Annotated in this window: 17 protein-coding genes; 11 read left to right on the forward strand and 6 right to left on the reverse strand. The window is 67.1% G+C overall.

Translation table 11 applies throughout. From position 1 onward, the window contains the following. Nucleotides 1-35: 35 nt before the first annotated feature. The 5 genes from CGK74_RS07315 to CGK74_RS07335 form a co-directional block, all read right to left on the reverse strand. Nucleotides 36-392: a hypothetical protein gene (locus CGK74_RS07315; protein ID WP_240498655.1), complete on the reverse strand. Its 357-nt coding sequence runs from the start codon at nt 390-392 to the stop codon at nt 36-38. Next, entirely contained in the window at nt 392-1,120 is a 729-nt protein-coding gene (locus CGK74_RS07320) for a hypothetical protein (protein WP_094267820.1), read from the reverse strand. Before CGK74_RS07320 ends, CGK74_RS07315 begins: the two co-directional genes overlap by 1 nt. A 69-nt stretch (nt 1,121-1,189) precedes the next feature. Beyond that, nucleotides 1,190-2,089, reverse strand: a complete 900-nt coding sequence (locus tag CGK74_RS07325) for a substrate-binding domain-containing protein (protein ID WP_094267821.1) — start codon at nt 2,087-2,089, stop codon at nt 1,190-1,192. 25 nt (nt 2,090-2,114) lie between these two features. Continuing rightward, a complete protein-coding gene (locus CGK74_RS07330) occupies nt 2,115-2,522 on the reverse strand; it encodes a c-type cytochrome (protein ID WP_094267822.1) in 408 nt (135 codons plus the stop codon). Nucleotides 2,523-2,636: 114 nt separating this feature from the next. Next, on the reverse strand, nt 2,637-4,409 hold the full coding sequence (locus CGK74_RS07335; protein ID WP_206186212.1) for a methanol/ethanol family PQQ-dependent dehydrogenase: 1,773 nt from the start codon (nt 4,407-4,409) through the stop codon (nt 2,637-2,639). Nucleotides 4,410-4,758: 349 nt separating this feature from the next. On the opposite strand from CGK74_RS07335, the gene CGK74_RS07340 reads away from it, so the two are divergent. The 7 genes from CGK74_RS07340 (at nt 4,759) to fae (ending at nt 11,919) form a co-directional block, all read left to right on the forward strand. Beyond that, nucleotides 4,759-5,970 carry an ATP-grasp domain-containing protein gene (locus CGK74_RS07340; RefSeq protein ID WP_094267824.1) on the forward strand — a complete coding sequence of 404 codons (1,212 nt, stop codon included), beginning with the start codon at nt 4,759-4,761 and terminating at the stop codon, nt 5,968-5,970. A gap of 82 nt (nt 5,971-6,052) precedes the next feature. Next, nucleotides 6,053-7,000, forward strand: coding sequence for a triphosphoribosyl-dephospho-CoA synthase (locus CGK74_RS07345; RefSeq protein WP_276206047.1), 948 nt, complete (start codon nt 6,053-6,055; stop codon nt 6,998-7,000). Nucleotides 7,001-7,148: 148 nt separating this feature from the next. Beyond that, entirely contained in the window at nt 7,149-8,156 is a 1,008-nt protein-coding gene (locus CGK74_RS07350; RefSeq protein ID WP_094267975.1) for a beta-ribofuranosylaminobenzene 5'-phosphate synthase family protein, read from the forward strand. 58 nt (nt 8,157-8,214) lie between these two features. Continuing rightward, complete coding sequence (locus tag CGK74_RS07355) at nt 8,215-9,132, forward strand: NAD(P)-dependent methylenetetrahydromethanopterin dehydrogenase (RefSeq protein ID WP_094267826.1); 918 nt, start codon at nt 8,215-8,217, stop codon at nt 9,130-9,132. Between the two features lie 10 nt (nt 9,133-9,142). Next, a complete protein-coding gene (gene mch, locus CGK74_RS07360) occupies nt 9,143-10,150 on the forward strand; it encodes a methenyltetrahydromethanopterin cyclohydrolase (protein WP_094267827.1) in 1,008 nt (335 codons plus the stop codon). Then, on the forward strand, nt 10,147-11,196 hold the full coding sequence (locus CGK74_RS07365; RefSeq protein WP_094267828.1) for an ATP-grasp domain-containing protein: 1,050 nt from the start codon (nt 10,147-10,149) through the stop codon (nt 11,194-11,196). Before mch ends, CGK74_RS07365 begins: the two co-directional genes overlap by 4 nt. A 213-nt stretch (nt 11,197-11,409) precedes the next feature. After that, a complete protein-coding gene (gene fae, locus CGK74_RS07370; protein ID WP_094267829.1) occupies nt 11,410-11,919 on the forward strand; it encodes a formaldehyde-activating enzyme in 510 nt (169 codons plus the stop codon). Between the two features lie 120 nt (nt 11,920-12,039). Here fae and CGK74_RS07375 read toward each other — a convergent pair whose 3' ends face one another. Then, nucleotides 12,040-12,549 carry a dihydroneopterin aldolase gene (locus tag CGK74_RS07375; RefSeq protein WP_206186207.1) on the reverse strand — a complete coding sequence of 170 codons (510 nt, stop codon included), beginning with the start codon at nt 12,547-12,549 and terminating at the stop codon, nt 12,040-12,042. A gap of 165 nt (nt 12,550-12,714) precedes the next feature. Between CGK74_RS07375 and CGK74_RS07380 the strand changes: the two genes are divergently transcribed. The 4 genes from CGK74_RS07380 to CGK74_RS07395 are packed head-to-tail and all read left to right on the forward strand — an operon-like array spanning nt 12,715 to nt 16,166. Further along, on the forward strand, nt 12,715-13,479 hold the full coding sequence (locus tag CGK74_RS07380) for a flavoprotein (RefSeq protein WP_240498657.1): 765 nt from the start codon (nt 12,715-12,717) through the stop codon (nt 13,477-13,479). Beyond that, nucleotides 13,458-14,894: a DUF6513 domain-containing protein gene (locus CGK74_RS07385; RefSeq protein WP_094267831.1), complete on the forward strand. Its 1,437-nt coding sequence runs from the start codon at nt 13,458-13,460 to the stop codon at nt 14,892-14,894. The genes CGK74_RS07380 and CGK74_RS07385 overlap by 22 nt, the downstream gene beginning before the upstream one ends. Beyond that, entirely contained in the window at nt 14,884-15,453 is a 570-nt protein-coding gene (locus CGK74_RS07390; protein WP_094267832.1) for a DUF447 domain-containing protein, read from the forward strand. Before CGK74_RS07385 ends, CGK74_RS07390 begins: the two co-directional genes overlap by 11 nt. Beyond that, entirely contained in the window at nt 15,450-16,166 is a 717-nt protein-coding gene (locus tag CGK74_RS07395; RefSeq protein ID WP_240498658.1) for a (5-formylfuran-3-yl)methyl phosphate synthase, read from the forward strand. Before CGK74_RS07390 ends, CGK74_RS07395 begins: the two co-directional genes overlap by 4 nt. Nucleotides 16,167-16,192: the final 26 nt, after the last annotated feature.

The raw sequence follows: 16,192 nt of genomic DNA on the forward strand, positions 1-16,192 counted from the left end.
CGCGCACCCATGACTTCGCTACCGGCTCTTCATGCCTAGTCGACCTTGATGAAGCACGCTTTCATGGCCGCCTTCTGGATTGCCCCAAATTCGCGCGCAACCTTCTGCTCCTGCTTGTTGGCGCGAATGTAGCCGCCACGCTCGCCGCCGATCGAGCGCGCGTCGCTCGAGGTCTTCATGGCCATGTACTGCTCGTGGTTCATCTGTCCGGCGATACGATCAAGCGCACACGAACACTTGCTCACCATCTCGTAATGCCCGCCGTCGGGATGCTCGCGCATGCATTCGTGCACCCACAACACGCGATCGAGCGTCGGGAAATCGTTGGTCTGGGCCGCGGCGGCCGGCAGCGTCATGCCGGCCAGCGCCATCAGGGAAAGAAGTCGTTTCATCAGCTGGCCTTTGCAGCAGGGTTGGCGGTAACGGCGGGCAGGGTGCCGCCGTCGATGACCATTTCCTCGAGGATCAGCGGCTCGGCGGTCGATCCGGCTGGTCCGCTAAGCGTGCGGATGCCGAACACCCCGCCGGGCACGGCGTCGGACAACAGGAAGACGTACTCCTTACCCGCATACTGCTTGAAGCGGTCGCGACTCGGGTCCGAAATGTAAGGAGAAATGATGATCTCACGGCCTTCGACACGCCGGCCCTGATAGTCGAACTGCGCATCCCGCACCCGGGCATCGTTGTAGATGGCCATACGGATTCGCTTGCGGAAGTGGTTGGGCTGACCCTTGGTCAGCCGCTGCATGTCGCGCACGTCGCGCTCGAGGAAATACAGGATGACCGGGTTGCCTTCAGCGTGCTCGATTTCGGGCAGCACCACCCGGCGCTCGGCGCTCAGGAATTCACCGCGTCCTGCGCAGCAGTCGCCGTTGGGCTCCCGATCCAGATGAATCGCCACCTTGTCGTCGAATCCCGCTTCCGCCGTTCCACCCTTGTGGAAACGGTAGTTCAGGGTGGAAGGCGGCGACACATTGGCCAGATGGTTGGTCATGAACAGGCTTCGTTCGGCCTCCGAGTAGTCCTGCGCATCCGCAGCGCGGACGAAGCTGGCCTGGCCTAAGCCCAGTGCCGCACACAGCGCGAGCGCGCCAAGGTGTCTGAAAGCGGGAAATGGCATCGTGGGTCGAACCTCTTTGTTTCAGCGCTGCTGATCGGCAACAAGGGCCCGCCAGCGGCAGGCCCCGGCTCAGTAGACAATCGGATTCAGCTGCTCGTCGACCAAGGGCACGTGATACGCCTTGAGAATCCGATCGAGGTCATCCTTGTGCCGGTCGATCAGGGTCTCGATCTGCTTCTTCCACTCGGGTTCGCCGTAACGCACCCCCATCGCGATCTCGAAATCGAACTTGATGCCCGGCTCCGACTTCAGCGGCACCACGACAAGCTCCATGTCCTTGATCTTGCTGGCGTAGTACGCTGCGACCGGCCCCCACAGAATCGCGACATCGATCCTGCCCTTGACGAGGTCGTTGTCGATCATCCAGCCAGGATAGTGTTCGGCCACGACATCCACCGTTGCGTAGGGCACGCCCTGGTCCACCAGGTCATGACGGGCCAGCCACTTCGACGCCGGCGACTTGTCGTACAGGCCGATCTTCAGCGCCTTGAGCGTTGCGGGATCGAGGCGCAGGAAGTCCTCGCCGGTCTTCACGCCATCCAGCCCCTTGCCTTTCGGAAACACAAGCGCATAGGTCGAGCGGTAGTAGGGTTTTGTGCCCGATACCTGGTCGAAACCCGCCGGCACGCCGAGCATCACATCGCAACGGAAGTCCTCGCCGGGCAACTTGTAGCGCAAGGTGTTGCGCACGAAAGCGAAGCGCTGCGGATAGGAGTAATACTTCACCGGTACACCGAGGCTGCCGGCGAACAGTTCGGCGATGCGGTTCTCGAGACCTTCTCCCTTGTCGTTGGAGAAGGGCATGTTTGCGGGGTCCTGACAGACCTTGAGTTCCTTCAGCGGCGGCGCCCCTTCGTTGGCCGAGACCGCGCCAGCGCCAAGCAGTGCGGCGCCGGTGCCGAGCGCGACCAGCAAGGCACGCAGGCTGCGGCGGGATGCCGGCACGCCAGTTTGTGCAAGAGTCCTCATTCGGCGATCTCCTTGTCGACGCTCATCATTCGATCGCCTGGACGCGGGCCGAGGTGATCGCGCCGTCGGAGCGCCCCTTGAGATAGGCGTAGAGGTGATCGATGTTGTCCATCACCCGCGCGTCGTTCTTGAAGCTCTGCATGCCCTTGTCGAGGCGACCTTCGGTGACGGTCGTGACGAACTCCTCCTTTGTCAGCCTCTTCAGGCTCTCGATCAGCGACGGGCCGACCATGCCTTCCTGGTTCGCGCCGTGGCAGCGATCGCAGGCGGCAGCCCGCCAGGCTCGGAAACCCTTCAGCGTATCGGGGTCGACCTTGTTGCCGTCGACGACCGTGTACAGCGGCTTGCCATCGTCGGCCGGCTTGGCATCCGCTGCGTGCAGCGGTACGGCGAGGGCGAGGGTGACAAGGGCAAGGGTATTGATGAAACGCATACGGTATTCCTCCGGGTATCCGGCCGGGGCCCGCACGGGTCCCGCCGGCATGCAAGCGGGGAAGGGCGCCCCCGCGGGCGCTGCGGCGGGCACCGAGCCCGCCGCACCTACGGGTCAGTCGGGCAGCGCAAAGACGGTCAGCGAACCGCCCAGTTCCGTGTATTGGCTCAGTTCGCGATAGCCACCCACGGCGCCCAGACCGTCGGTGTCCTTCTCGAGACCGGCGGCCATGCCGATGCCGGCCCAGCCGCCGATGCCCGAGAACACGCCGAGATACTGCTTGCCCTTGTGCTCATAGCTGAACACGTTGCCGATGATCCCGGACGGGGTCTTGAACTTGAACAGCTCCTTCGTGATGTCCTTGGCATCGACGCACTTCAGGTAGCCTTCCAGTGTGCCGTAGCACGAGATGCCGCCCGCGGTGTTGAGTACGCCGCTCCACACCGAGAACTTCTCGGACTTGGACTGCACGATCTTGCCCGCGCTCGCATCCCAGGTGATGAAGTTGCCCATGCCGCCGTGACTGTCCGGTGCGGGATACATCGACAGCGTGGCGCCGACATAGGGCTGACCGGCGACGTAATCGACTTCGAACGGCTCGTAGTCCATGCAGACGTGGTTGGTCGGCACGTAGAAGAGCTTGGTGTTCGGGTCGAAGGCTGCGGGCTGCTGGTCCTTGGTGCCCAGCGCAGCGGGACAGATGCCCTTCACGTTCACGTCCGGGCCGTGCTCGGGGTTGGTGTGCTTGGACGTGGAGTACTTGGCGACCACCTGCGGCCGACCGGTCTTCATGTCGACGTGCGAGGCCCAGTTCACCTTCGGGTCGTACTTTTCGGCCACCAGCAGTTCGCCGGTCACGCGGTCGAGCGTGTAGGCGAAGCCGTTACGGTCGAAGTGCACCAGCGCCTTGGTGGGCTTGCCCTTGACGTCGATGTCGGCAAGGATCATTTCGTTCACGCCGTCGAAGTCCCACTCGTCGTGCGGCGTCATCTGATAGACCCACTTCGCCACGCCGGTGTCGAGGTCGCGGGCGAAGATGGTCATCGACCACTTGTTGTCACCCGGACGCTGCGTCGGGTTCCAGGTCGAGGGGTTGCCGGTGCCGTAATAGACCATGTTGGTGGCCTTGTCGTAGCTGAACCAGCCCCAGGTCGTGCCACCACCGGTCTTCCACTGGTCGCCCTGCCAGGTCTTCAGCGACGAATCCTTGCCGACCGGCGCCATCTTGCCGTCCGTCCAGGTCATCGTCTTTTCGGGGTCCATCAACATCTCGTTGTCGGGGCCGGTGCTGTAGCCCTTCCACACCTGCTTGCCGGTGTTGATGTCGTAGGCTGCAAGGAAGCCACGTACGCCCCATTCGCCACCCGAGATGCCGGTGATGACCTTGTTGCCGAACACGTGCGGCGCCTGGGTATTCACGGCGCCGAGCTTCGGATCGCCATTGACCACGCTCCACAGCACCTTGCCCGACTTGGCATCGAGCGCAACCAGGGTCGAGTCGGCCTGCTGCAGGAAGATCTTCCCTTCGGCGTAGGCCAGGCCGCGATAGACCGTGTCGCAGCACATCTGCGAGATCACGAACGGATCCTGCTTGGGCTCGTGCCTCCATACGATCTTCTGCGTATCGAGGTCGATCGCGAAGACCTTGTTGGGGAAGGGCGAGTGCACGTACATCATGCCGTCGATGACGAGCGGCGAGCCTTCATGGCCCCGCAGCACGCCGGTGGAGAACATCCACGCGACCTGCATCTTGCCGACGTTGTCCTTGTTGATCTGGTTGAGCTTGCTGTAGCGCTGGTTGAACATGTCGCCGGCTTGCGCTGCCCAGTTCTTCGGGTTGGCCATCTTGCTTTCGAGGTCGGCGTTCGCCAGTGCGAGTCCCGGCATTGCGAGCAGAAGTGCAGCGATCAGCGCCGGACTGCGCCGGGCAGGAATCCCTTGTTGCTTCATCTTTGTCTCCTCGTTTGTTTGACGTTTTGCGCTCGCCACCTTCAAAGCCCGAAACCCGCCGCGCATGCGGGGCCGGTGTGACCAGGAAATCCGGCGTGCCCCGATCAATGCAAAGCACGTGCCAACTGTCACGAAGCAGTAAGATGCTTGCCCGCCGGGCGGTTCGAGGAACTCCGCAACCCCACCGGAGCCCCGAAAAGGGATGTGATTTTTTGCACGGACTGGCAATGCCGGTCATGCGTGTTGCAATACGGTTCAAGTGCTTCGTTTTGACACAGGAGTCACGATGCCCGCGCCACGGCAAGCCCCCTCGAAGGTCGAGTCACCCGCCCGCATCACGCGCGGCGCGCCCGGACGACCTGCGCTCGCCATCGCTGCGACGTCGGCAAGGTTGCTGGCGGAAGCGGCACGGGCCTCGGGATTCGACGTGATCGCCATCGACGTCTTCGGCGACGTCGACACGCGCGCGGCGGCACAGGCATGGATGCCGCTCGGCATGCCGGGCCGCCTGGCGCCGGAGGAGGGCAGGCTTGTCGCCGCGCTGCGCCGGTGCGCTACGCTGCCGCACCTGGTCGGATGGATAGCCGGCAGCGGCTTCGAATCTGCACCCGCGCTGCTCGCCGCCGGGGCCGACGTGCTGCCGCTGCTCGGCAACCTGCCGCGCACGGTGGCACAGGTGCGCACACCGGGCGACTTCTTCGCGACGCTGACACGACTCGGGATTCCGGCGCCCGAGATCTCACTCGAACCGCCTGTGGCTTCGAACGGCTGGCTGTTCAAGGACGCACACGCCTGCGGTGGCTGGCATATCCGTCCTGCGGCGCGGACGCCCGCCGAGCCGGGCCCCGGAGCCTATTTCCAGCGCGAGGAGGCGGGCGGCGCGATGTCCGCGCTCTTCCTAGCGAACGGCGCATCTGCCGTCATCGTCGGCTTTGCCCGCCAGATCGTCGCCCCGCTCGGGCGACGCCCTTACGTCTATCGGGGTTGCGTCGGCCCGGTGACACTCCCGTCGCCGCAAGCCGCCGAGGTCGCCGACGCCGTGGGCGCGCTGACCCGCCACTACGGCCTGCGCGGACTCAATGGCATCGATTTTCTTTTTGGAACGGACGGCATCCAGGTACTGGAACTCAACCCGCGGCCCACGGCCAGCCTCGCCCTGTTCCACGATGTGATCGCAGCTGGCCTGCTGGCCGCGCATGTCGATGCCTGCGCCGACGGACGTCTGCCCGACCCCGGGGACATCCCGCCATCGGCGAATGTGCGTGGCAGCGAAGTCGTCTTCGCTCCGGCACGGGGAACGGTCACGCCCGCGCTGGCGGACTGGCTCGCGGCACAACCGGACTGCCACGACCTGCCGGCCGCAGGCACGCCCTTCGCGCGCCACGACCCGTTGTGCTCGATCACCTGCGAAGGGAAGACTCCCGCCGAGGTCGAGACAAGACTGAGCAGGCGATGCGAGGCGATCCTGTCGCAACTGGGCGACGCCGAACCCAGGTAGACATCAGGGACATCACGTCTGGCATCGAAGCTGCATGCGTGCCGCTTGCGCACATCACCTCATCACCGCAGCGAGACAGGATTTGAGCAGCACGACGACTCCGCCGAACCCAACCGCATTCCCGCACGCGGCCGACGCCTTCCTGTGGGCCTGCTTCATGGACGTCGCCACCTTCAAGCCCGGCAACGTCAGCCTGCAATCGGCCGGACACGACATGCAGGCGCAGCAGTTCCTCGACAGTGCGCGCGCCAGCGCGGCGGGGCTGTTTGCCGAGAACGCCGGTGTCGGCGCGAGGGTGCACACCGCCGTGCGGGCCACGCGCGCCGTGGCGGGGTGCAACACCAACCTCGGCATCCTGTTGCTGTGCGCACCGCTGGCACACGCAGCGCAGCGCGCCAGAGAAGGGTGCGAGGCGGCGCTCAGGGCCGCCCTGGAGGAGACGCTCGCCGCGCTCGATCTCGACGATGCGCGCGCAGCCTTCGCCGCGATCGCGCACGCCAGTCCCGGCGGATTGGGTGAGGCCAGCGCGCAGGATGTCCACGCACCGCCCAGCGTCGATCTGCGGGCCGCGATGGGCCTCGCCGCGCATCGCGACCGCATCGCGATGCAGTTTGCGGACGGCTACCGCGACATCTGGCGTGCGCTGGACGATTTCCGCCAGCCGCAGCGCGATCCCGACCTCTCGCGCCGCATCCAGCGCCTCTATCTTTCGCTGCTGGCCCAACACCACGATTCGCACATCGCCCGCAAGTACGGCAGCGAGACGGCGGCCGACGTCAGCGTTTCGGCCGCCGCCGTGCTCGCCCGTCTCGATGCAGGAGAGTCCGGCGACGATGGCAGCGATCAGGCTGAGCTCGACGCCATGCTGCAGGCGTGGGACGCGAGCCTGAAGGCCGCGGGCCTGAACCCGGGCACCACGGCAGACCTCACCGTGTGCGTCCTGTTCATCGCCGCCTTGCTCGAGCCATCGCTCATGCGCCCGGCATCGGAGGCGCAGGGCGCGACGCCCCGGTGGCCCGGAGCTTGCTAGAAGCTGGCATCCCGCGTGCCCGGGCGGTAATGTGCGTCTGCCATTGCGACGTACCATCGTCGGCGACGCACGCCCTCATCAATCACAGATGCGTGACCAGCGAGCGATGTCCAATCTAGCCGATGTGTTCTCCGCCCCCGATCTCCGCATGACGTCTTCCCAGTCCGATGCGACCCCCTCCGTCACCGTCGATGCGCCTTCGCGGCTGCACCTCGGCTTCCTCGATCCAAGCGGCAGTCTGGGGCGACGCTTCGCCAGTCTCGGCATGGTGATCGAGGGTTTCGACACCCGTATCGAGATGCGGGCCGCGGAGCGGAGCGGGGCCAGCGTAGCATCCTGCCTCGCGGCTAATGTTGCCCGCCCGGCGCAGGAGCGCATGGCACGCTACCTGGAGGTATTGCAGCGCGAAACGGGGCTGCACGCACCCGCGTCGCTGCAACTGCAGGCCGCACCGCCCGCGCATTCGGGTTTTGGCTCGGGCACCCAGCTTGCACTGGCCTGCGGCCGCGCGTTCTGTCAGTTCCACGGTCTCGATCTGAGCACCCGCGCACTGGCGGCGATGCTGGGCCGCGGCGAACGCTCCGGTGTCGGACTGGCCGGCTTCGATCAGGGCGGGCTCCTGCTCGATGGCGGCCCGGGCGCCGATGGCACGGTCGCCCCGCTGATCTCGCGCATTGGCTTTCCCGATGCCTGGCGGGTCCTGCTGCTGCTCGACGATCGCATTGACGGCCTGTCGGGCAAGGCCGAGCGCGTGGCCATGGAGCGCCTGCCGCCGTTTCCTCGCAGCCTCGCTGCCGATCTTTGCCATCAGGTCCTGATGCGCGTGCTGCCCGGGGCGCTGGAAGGCGACTTCGAGCCCTTCGCCGAAGGCGTTTCCGCGCTGCAACGGCTGATCGGTGATTACTTCGCACCCGCCCAGGGCGGATCGATGTACACCAGCGCGGCGGTCGGTCGCGCGCTGGAATGGGTGCGCGCCAACCACCAGGCCGGCATTGGCCAGAGCTCTTGGGGGCCGACCGGCTTCGCGATCGTGCGCACTGCGGACGAGGCCGAATCCATCCTCGGCGGTCTGCGCGCCGCCGGCGTACTCGATCCCGCGCTGCGGGCAGTGGTGGTGCGCGCCCGCAATCGCGGCGCCACCATCCGCCGCCCCTGAGTCCAGGCGCGCCCATCGCCCTCCCTCCTTATCCCTCCCTTTCAGGACGCGAGACCTCATGGAACAACGCCCCTACATCCTGCACATGTTCACCCCCGGCAAGCAGATGAGTCCGTTCGACATCAACATGGCGGTCGACGCCGGCTACAACGTGGTCGTGCCGTACTGCGGCGTCACGGCCGGGGAGATCACCGGCCTGACGCAGGACACGATCTTCTCGCGCGGCCCCAAGGGCGTGAAGGCCACCGGCATCTTCATCGGCGGGCGCGACGTGATGCTCGCCGCCGACATGCTGGACACGGCGCGCAAGGCGATGGTGCCGCCGTTCGAGGTGTCGGTGATCGCCGATCCGAGTGGGTCCTACACGACTGCCGCGGCACTCGTTGCCTGCGTGGATGAACAACTGCGCAAGGCACACGGCACCGACTTCGCCGGCAAGCGCGTGCTGATCCTTGGTGGTACCGGCACCGTCGGCCGCATCGCCGGCGTGCTCGCCGCCGGGCTGGGTGCGGAGGTCACCCTCGCCAGCCACCGCGACGCCGCCGCCGCTGCGAAGGCGGCCGCGGAGACCCGACAACGCTTCGGCTGCAGCCTGCATGGCGCCGGACTGGCCGATGCCGCGGCCCGCGCAGCCGCGCTGGCACAGGCCGATGTCGTGCTCGCCACCGCGGCCGCCGGCGTACAGGTCGTCAGTGCGGACGAACGCGCCGGGGCAGGGCGCCTGCTGGTGGCCGCCGACGTCAATGCCGTGCCACCCGAGGGCATCGCCGGCGTGGGCGTCATGGACGACGGCAAGCCGCTGCCCGAAGGCAAGGGCGTCGGCATCGGCGCCCTGGCGGTGGGCAACGTCAAGTACCAGGTCGAGCACCGCCTGCTGGTCGCCATGCGCAATGCCGACAAGCCGCTCTACCTCGGTTTCCGCGAAGCCTTCGACAAGGCGCGCGTGATCATCGCCGAAAAGCGGGCCAAGGCCTGAGGAGGGCGCCATGAGCGAACATGCGCCCGTGCTGGCCGACAGCCCCTTCAGCATCAACACCCTGGCCGCTGCCCAGGTCGACGACCTGCTGGCCCGCGCCGACTCACTCGGCATCGCGGTCGAGCGCCTCGACAGCGGTGTCACCCTGATCGACGGTGGCATCGACGTGCGCGGCAGTGCCGCGGCCGGCGTCGCCATCGGCGCCATCTGCATGGGCGGCCTCGGTGAGGTCCGCCTTTCCGCACGACCGGAAGCAGATTGGCCGACCTGGATCGAGGTGTCGAGCGTGCAACCGGTGCTGGCCTGCCTCGGCAGCCAGTACGCGGGCTGGAGCCTTTCGGCAAGCAAGGAAGAGGCGGGCGGGCGGAAGTTCTTCTCGCTCGGTTCCGGCCCGGCGCGGGCGCTGGCCTGCCGCGAAGACCTGTTCGCCGAACTCGGCTACCGCGACCGTGCCGACCGTGGCGTACTGGTGCTGGAGGTCGACCGCCGACCGCCACAGGTCGTCATCGACAAGATCCTGCGCGACTGCGGCCTCGTGCCCGAGGCGCTGACGCTGATCCTGACGCCCACCACCAGCCTGGCCGGCACCACCCAGGTCGTCGCCCGCGTGCTGGAAGTGGCAATGCACAAGGCCCATGAACTCGGTTTTGCGCTCGGCGACATCGTCGAAGGCAGTGCCTGCGCGCCCCTGCCGGCACCCAGCCCCGATGGCGGCATCGCCATGGGCCGCACCAACGACGCCATCCTCTATGGCGGACGCGTCCAGCTCGCCGTCACCGGTAGCGACGAGGGCGCGCAGCGGCTGGCAAAGGCGCTGCCGTCCTCGAACTCCCGCGACTACGGCCGCTCCTTCGCCGACATCTTTCGCGACTACGAGTACGACTTCTACAAGATCGATCCGGCGCTGTTCGCCCCGGCCGAGGTGTGGGTCAGCAACCTCGACTCGGGCCGCAGCTGGCACGCGGGCGCGATCGACATGGCGCTACTGCGCAGCCTGTGGCTCGAGGTAGATGCATGACGCGTGAGTCAGGCGGCGACGCCCGGCGACGCGTCGCGATCTTCACCGACGAGACCGGCTGGCATACGCGCAAGCTGAGGGAAGCCCTTGCGCGACGAGGCTTCGAGGGGCGCTGCGTCGATCTGGAACACTGCCGTTTCGACACCGGCGCGAGCCCGTCCGGGCTGGTCATTCCCGGGTTCGGCCGCACGCTGCCGCTGGCCGGCATCGTGCGCGGCATCGCCGGCGGCAGCCTTGAGCAGATCACCAAACGCCTCGGCATCCTGCATGCGCTGCGCGAACTCGGTGTGCCAATCTACAACGACGCCCGCGCGATAGAGCGCAGCGTCGACAAGTCGATGACGAGCTTCCTGCTGCACAAGGCCGGTGTTGCCACGCCGCAGGCCTGGGCGATCGAGGACGAGGCGCAGGCGCGGCGCCTGCTGATGCGCGAAACCGCCGCTGGTCGCTGCCTGGTGCTGAAACCGATGTTCGGCTCGCAGGGCAAGGGGTTGCGGAAGGTGGGCTGGGTCAAGGGTGAGGAAGGCAGCGATTGGGAAGACGGAGACGCCGATGGCGGCCGGGCCGTGCCACTGCCGGACCTGAAGTCGGTCGGAGGGCTCGCCTACCTGCAACGTTTCGTCCCGCAGCCGGAATCCGACGCGGCACCGGGTTTCGACTGGCGGGTGATGGTCATCGGCGGTCGCGCTGTCGCGGCGATGAAGCGCGTCAGCCCGCACTGGGTGCGCAATGTCGCCCAAGGTGCGCGCAGCGTGGCCTCACCGCTGCTGCCCGGACTCGCGCAACTGGCCGAAGCCGCCGCCGCGGCGCTGGACATGGACTACGCGGGAGTGGACCTCGTGCCCGACCCGGCCAGTCCGCAAGGCGCGCAGGTCATCGAGGTCAATGGCGTAGCCGCCTGGCGCGGCCTGCAGAAGGTCACGCCCTTCGACATCGGCCAGGCCATCGTGGATGACCTGTTGCGGCGCCGTCTGGGCGTGCCACTGCTGGCCGGCGGCGCGGGGCAGGTGTGTCAAATTGGGTCAGGTGTCACGCGCTCCGCGTGAGGATTGAACACCGCCGCCCTGCGCAGCGACCTGCCAGCCTGCGCGGAAGCGCGAAATGACGATCGGCAGGCGCGCAAAACCGGGTTTTCGCCGCCGATATCGAAGCTGGCACGAATCATGAGTTACCCGTCGCGTATCGGCGATTCAGGGATCGTCGGACGGCTGGGCTCCCCCTGCGGGGTGGCCACAACACATCAAACCGGAGAAGAAAGCATGGCAAAGATCGATCGCATGATGGTGGGGGAGTCGCTGGTTGGCGATGGCAACGAAGTTGCGCACATCGACCTGATCCTTGGCCCTCGTGGTAGCGCCGCAGAAACCGCCTTCGCCACCGCACTGACCAACAACAAGGACGGCTTCACTTCGCTGCTGGCCGTGGTTGCACCCAACCTGCTGTGCAAGCCCGCCACCGTGATGTTCAACAAGGTCACGATCAAGGGTGCCAAGCAGGCCGTGCAGATGTTCGGCCCGGCCCAGCGTGCGGTCGCGATGGCGGTCGCCGACAGCGTCGAGGACGGCACCATCCCGGCCGATGAAGCCGACAACATCTTCATCTGCGTTGGCGTCTTCATCCACTGGCTGGCCGAAGACGACAAGAAGATCCAGGAATACAACTACCAGGCCACGCGCGAGTCCATCAAGCGCGCCGTCTCCGGCCAGCCCACAGCGGCCGAGGTCGTGTCGAAGAAGAGCACCGCCGCCCACCCGTTCGCGGCGAACTGATCGTCCCGTCCAGCCCCATTGGGGGCCGGAAAGAAAAATGCCGAGGTTCGCCTCGGCATTTTTCGTTCACCGGCGCGGCGAATCTCACCCAGGGCCGCGGCCCGCCGACCCGCACCGGCGTCAGCCTTGGCCGCCCGGCACCATGCCGGCGCCCAGCAGGCTCAATACTTCCGCGCCGGGACCATGTTCGCGCCGCGCACGTGGCGGACGGCTGCGCTCGATCAGCACGCCAACGCCATCGACGTCGTCGAACTTGCGCGGCTTGGTCACCCCGACGCGCGCCCAATGTGCGCCGAAATCGTTCAGCAGCATCGCCGCCACGCCTTCGGCGAAAGCCTCCAGCAGCTGGTAGCGGTGGTTCTGCAGCATGTCGAGCAGGGCGCTGCGCACCACGCTGTAGTCGATCGTGTCGCCGATGCGGTCGGTATTACAAGCCAGGCTGCGCGGCAGGCCGGCGGCGAGGTCGATGCGGATCGGCTGGGTGACGTCGAGTTCGTTGTCGTGGATGCCGATCACGGTTTCACCGACGAAACCATGGATGAAGATGATGTCGAGCGCGGCTGTGGTGGCGGTGCTGCCATCGGTGGGCAGCGGCTGGGACATCAGGCGGGCGAGCGGGTCGGAATGCATCGTCGCGAATTCTCCTGGGAAGGACGGGGCGGGCGGAATCGCCCGTTGCGGTCGAGCGCGGCAGGACCTCGACCGGACCAAAGCGAGAAACGGACCATGGGCAGCAGAAGGGCCCAGGGACCACGGGACCCTGCCAGGCGACCGCAGACAGCGCGAGCGGGCGCGATGATACGCCAGTCGGCACGTATCCTGCTGGCTAACCGAGAAACCTGGCTGCGCGAGACCGCCCGCGCCATGCGACAGCCGTTATCATCGATGCATTCGCGCAGCAAACCACAGGGCTGCGCCCTTCTGGAACACTCGAACGAATTGCCATACACCGACGCACACGACGACCTGCTGCCCACCGGCGGCACCGCGGGCACCCCTGAACGCCGCAGCCGCTTTGCCTGGGCGATCACCGGCTCGGGCCACTATCTTGACGAATGCATGGCGCTGGCACTGCGCCTGCCGAATGTGGATCTCTTCCTGTCCGCCGCGGCCGAGGAAGTGCTGCCGATGTACGACTTCGGGCTCTCCGAGCTGAAGGATCGCTGTCGCGTGTTCCGCGACAAGACGGCCAGCTCGGTTCCCGTGGGCCTGCTCTACGACGACGTCTATCACACGGTGATCGTCGCGCCCGCCACCAGCAATACCGTGGCCAAGTGCGCGCTCGGCATCTCGGACACGCTGCCGACCAACATCTTCGCCCAGGCAGGAAAACTTGAAATCCCCGGCATCGTGCTGGCCTGCGACACCAAGCCGGTGGTCATCACCAAGGCGCCGCGGGAATGGGTGGAACTCAAGCCGCGCAACATCGACCTCGAGAACGTCGAGCGCCTGCGTCGGGTCGACTTCTGCCGCGTCGTCGAATCGCCCGACGAACTCGAGGCGCTGCTCGACGCCCGTCTTAGGGAACTTGCGCTGACATGGAACACCTCGTCTTCCTGACCGGCCGGCTCGCCCAGCGCAACCTCGAGAAGGTGCTGCACGGCATGGAGCCCGCGCCCTTCACCTGGGAGGTGCGCGAAATCGGCCTGCAGGTCGCAGGGCTGATGACCGCCGACATGATCCGCCGCCGCGTAGAAGCCCCTGTGCGCGCCGACCGTATCCTCGTGCCCGGCCGCTGCCGCGGCGACCTCGACGAACTGTCGCGCCACTACGGCATCCCGGTCGAGCGCGGCCCGGAAGAACTCAAGGACATCCCGCGCCATTTCAACCGCGCCGCGCGCACGGTCGATCTCAGCCGCCACGACACGCTGATCTTCGCCGAGATCGTCGATGCCGCCCGGCTAGACATCGACGCCATCGTCGCCCGCGCCCATGCGCTGCGCACCGACGGCGCCGACGTGATCGACCTCGGCTGCCTGCCGGCGACGCCCTTCGACCACCTGGAGGACGCGGTGCGAGCCCTGAAAGGCGAGGGCCTACGAGTCAGCGTCGATTCGCTGGACCTCACCGAACTGCGCCGCGGCGCAGGGGCGGGGGCCGACTACCTCCTTAGCCTGACGCCCGACCACCTCTGGCTGGCGGACGAGACCGACGCCATCCCGGTGCTGATCCCGCGCGAGCCCGCGGACGAAGCCTCGCTGCACGGCGCGGTGGAACACATGCTGAAGCGCGGCAAGCCCTTTCTGGCCGACGCCATCCTCGACCCGATCCCGTATGGCCTGCTCGCCTCGCTGTGCCGTTACCAGCGCCTGCGCGAGCGCTTCCCGGACATCGACATCATGATGGGCGTCGGCAACGTCACCGAACTCACCGAAGCCGACACCAGCGGCATCAACGCCGTGCTGTTCGGCATCGGCGCCGAACTCGGCATCGCCGCGGTGCTCACGACCCAGGTCAGCGGCCACGCCCGCCGCGCGGTCAAGGAGGCCGACGTGGCGCGGCGGGTGATGTACGCCGCGCGCGAGACGCATTCGCTGCCCAAGGGCCTGAGCGACGACCTGATGACGGTCCATGCCAAGCGGCCTTTCCCCGACAGCCCGGCCGAGATCGCCGAGATCGCGGCGGCGGTGCGCGACCCGAACTTCCGCGTGCAGATCTCGGAGCAGGGCCTGCACGTCTACAACCGCGACGGTCACCACGTCGCGCGCGATCCCTTCGCGTTCTGGCCCAGGCTGGGCCTGCAGCACGATGGCGGCCACGCCTTCTACATGGGCGTCGAGCTCGCTCGCGCGGAGATCGCCTGGTCGCTGGGCAAGCGCTACATGCAGGACCAGCCGCTCGACTGGGGCTGCGCGGTCGAGCGTGCACCGCAGGACCTGCTGGCGCACTGCGCGCCCGGCCCGACGAAGACGAAGCGGGCACCCAGGCCCGACGCCTCCCCAACCCCCTTGCAGGCGCAAGCCCATGATCTTTGAAACCATCGTCACCACGCTCTCGCCGGAAGGCGAACTGCATCTCGCGCCGATGGGCATCCGCTACGAAGGCGACGAGGTGCTGATGATGCCGTTCAAGCCCTCGCGCACGCTCGACAACGTGCTCGCGACCGGCAAGGCGGTGCTCAACCTCACCACCGACGTGCGCGTGTTTGCCGGCTGCGTCACCGGCCGCCGCGAATGGCCCACGATCGCACTCGAGGGTTTCGCCGGCCGCCGGCTGGCGAGCGCGCTGACCCACGTCGAACTGGAGTTGGTCAAGCCGCAGGACCACGATGTGCGTCCCATCCTGCACATGCAGCGCGTCGGCGAGCATGCCCACGCCGCCTTCCCCGGCTTCAACCGCGCCCAGGCCGCCGTCATCGAAGGCGCGGTGCTCGTCAGCCGGCTGTCCATGCTGCCACGCGAGAAAGTCGAGTCGGAGATGCTCTACCTGCAGATCGCCATCGACAAGACCGCCGGCCCGCACGAACTCGAGGCTTGGGAATGGCTGACCGACGCCGCCGACCGCTTCCATGCCGAACAGGAGACGCGCGCATGATCCGGATGCTGGTCAGCGTGCGCTCTGTCGAAGAGGCGCTGCAGGCCGCGGGCTTCGGTGTCGATTACCTTGACCTCAAGGAGCCGGCCGCCGGCGCGCTCGGCGGGCTCGACACTGCGCGGATCAAGGACATCCTCGCCGCCGTTCGGCCACGGCACCCGAGCCTGATGATCAGCGCCACGATTGGCGACCTGCAGGCCATCGAACTGACTGCGATCGAACACGCCATCCGCGAAGTCGCCGATGCCGGCGTGGACCTGGTGAAGGTCGGCGTTCCGGGGCAGGGCGGGGCGGCCGCCGATGCGCTGCTCGGACGCGTGGCCTTGTGCGGACGCCCGATCGTGCCGGTGCTGATCGCCGACGACGGCATCGACGAGGGCCTGTTCGCTATCGCCTGCACGCTGCCATTCCCCGCGCTGATGGTCGACACCCAGGCCAAGCTCGGCGGCAGCCTCGTCGAGCGCATGGGGCCGGCGCGACTCGCCCGGCTCGTCGCCACCGCCCGCGCGCATGGCAAGCCTTTCGGCCTCGCCGGGGCGTTGCAACTGCGCGACCTGCCCGCGCTGCGCGAACTGAAGCCGGCCTTTGCCGGGTTTCGCAGCGCAGTGTGCGAGGGCGAACGCAGCGGCAGCCTCGTTCCCGCACGCCTGAAGGCGGTGCATGACGGACTGGCTGCGGACCGCACCGCCTTCTGCGAAGCGATCGCGGAGTAAGACCTGGAAAGCGGGACGAGGCAACA

The sequence above is a fragment of the Thauera propionica genome, assembly GCF_002245655.1.
GTDB classification, from domain to species: Bacteria; Pseudomonadota; Gammaproteobacteria; order Burkholderiales; family Rhodocyclaceae; genus Thauera; species Thauera propionica.

What these genes read in the sequence shown, in the direction of transcription:
- CGK74_RS07355 (WP_094267826.1), top strand. Translation starts at nt 8,215, where the DNA reads ATGGAACAACGCCCCTACATCCTGCACATGTTCACCCCCGGCAAGCAG.
- CGK74_RS07390 (WP_094267832.1), top strand. Translation starts at nt 14,884, where the DNA reads ATGATCTTTGAAACCATCGTCACCACGCTCTCGCCGGAAGGCGAACTG.
- CGK74_RS07385 (WP_094267831.1), top strand. Translation starts at nt 13,458, where the DNA reads ATGGAACACCTCGTCTTCCTGACCGGCCGGCTCGCCCAGCGCAACCTC.
- CGK74_RS07365 (WP_094267828.1), top strand. Translation starts at nt 10,147, where the DNA reads ATGACGCGTGAGTCAGGCGGCGACGCCCGGCGACGCGTCGCGATCTTC.
- CGK74_RS07330 (WP_094267822.1), bottom strand. Translation starts at nt 2,522, where the DNA reads ATGCGTTTCATCAATACCCTTGCCCTTGTCACCCTCGCCCTCGCCGTA.
- CGK74_RS07350 (WP_094267975.1), top strand. Translation starts at nt 7,149, where the DNA reads ATGACGTCTTCCCAGTCCGATGCGACCCCCTCCGTCACCGTCGATGCG.
- CGK74_RS07395 (WP_240498658.1), top strand. Translation starts at nt 15,450, where the DNA reads ATGATCCGGATGCTGGTCAGCGTGCGCTCTGTCGAAGAGGCGCTGCAG.
- CGK74_RS07315 (WP_240498655.1), bottom strand. Translation starts at nt 392, where the DNA reads ATGAAACGACTTCTTTCCCTGATGGCGCTGGCCGGCATGACGCTGCCG.
- mch (WP_094267827.1), top strand. Translation starts at nt 9,143, where the DNA reads ATGAGCGAACATGCGCCCGTGCTGGCCGACAGCCCCTTCAGCATCAAC.
- CGK74_RS07325 (WP_094267821.1), bottom strand. Translation starts at nt 2,089, where the DNA reads ATGAGGACTCTTGCACAAACTGGCGTGCCGGCATCCCGCCGCAGCCTG.
- CGK74_RS07340 (WP_094267824.1), top strand. Translation starts at nt 4,759, where the DNA reads ATGCCCGCGCCACGGCAAGCCCCCTCGAAGGTCGAGTCACCCGCCCGC.
- CGK74_RS07375 (WP_206186207.1), bottom strand. Translation starts at nt 12,549, where the DNA reads ATGCATTCCGACCCGCTCGCCCGCCTGATGTCCCAGCCGCTGCCCACC.
- fae (WP_094267829.1), top strand. Translation starts at nt 11,410, where the DNA reads ATGGCAAAGATCGATCGCATGATGGTGGGGGAGTCGCTGGTTGGCGAT.
- CGK74_RS07335 (WP_206186212.1), bottom strand. Translation starts at nt 4,409, where the DNA reads ATGCCGGGACTCGCACTGGCGAACGCCGACCTCGAAAGCAAGATGGCC.
- CGK74_RS07380 (WP_240498657.1), top strand. Translation starts at nt 12,715, where the DNA reads ATGATACGCCAGTCGGCACGTATCCTGCTGGCTAACCGAGAAACCTGG.
- CGK74_RS07320 (WP_094267820.1), bottom strand. Translation starts at nt 1,120, where the DNA reads ATGCCATTTCCCGCTTTCAGACACCTTGGCGCGCTCGCGCTGTGTGCG.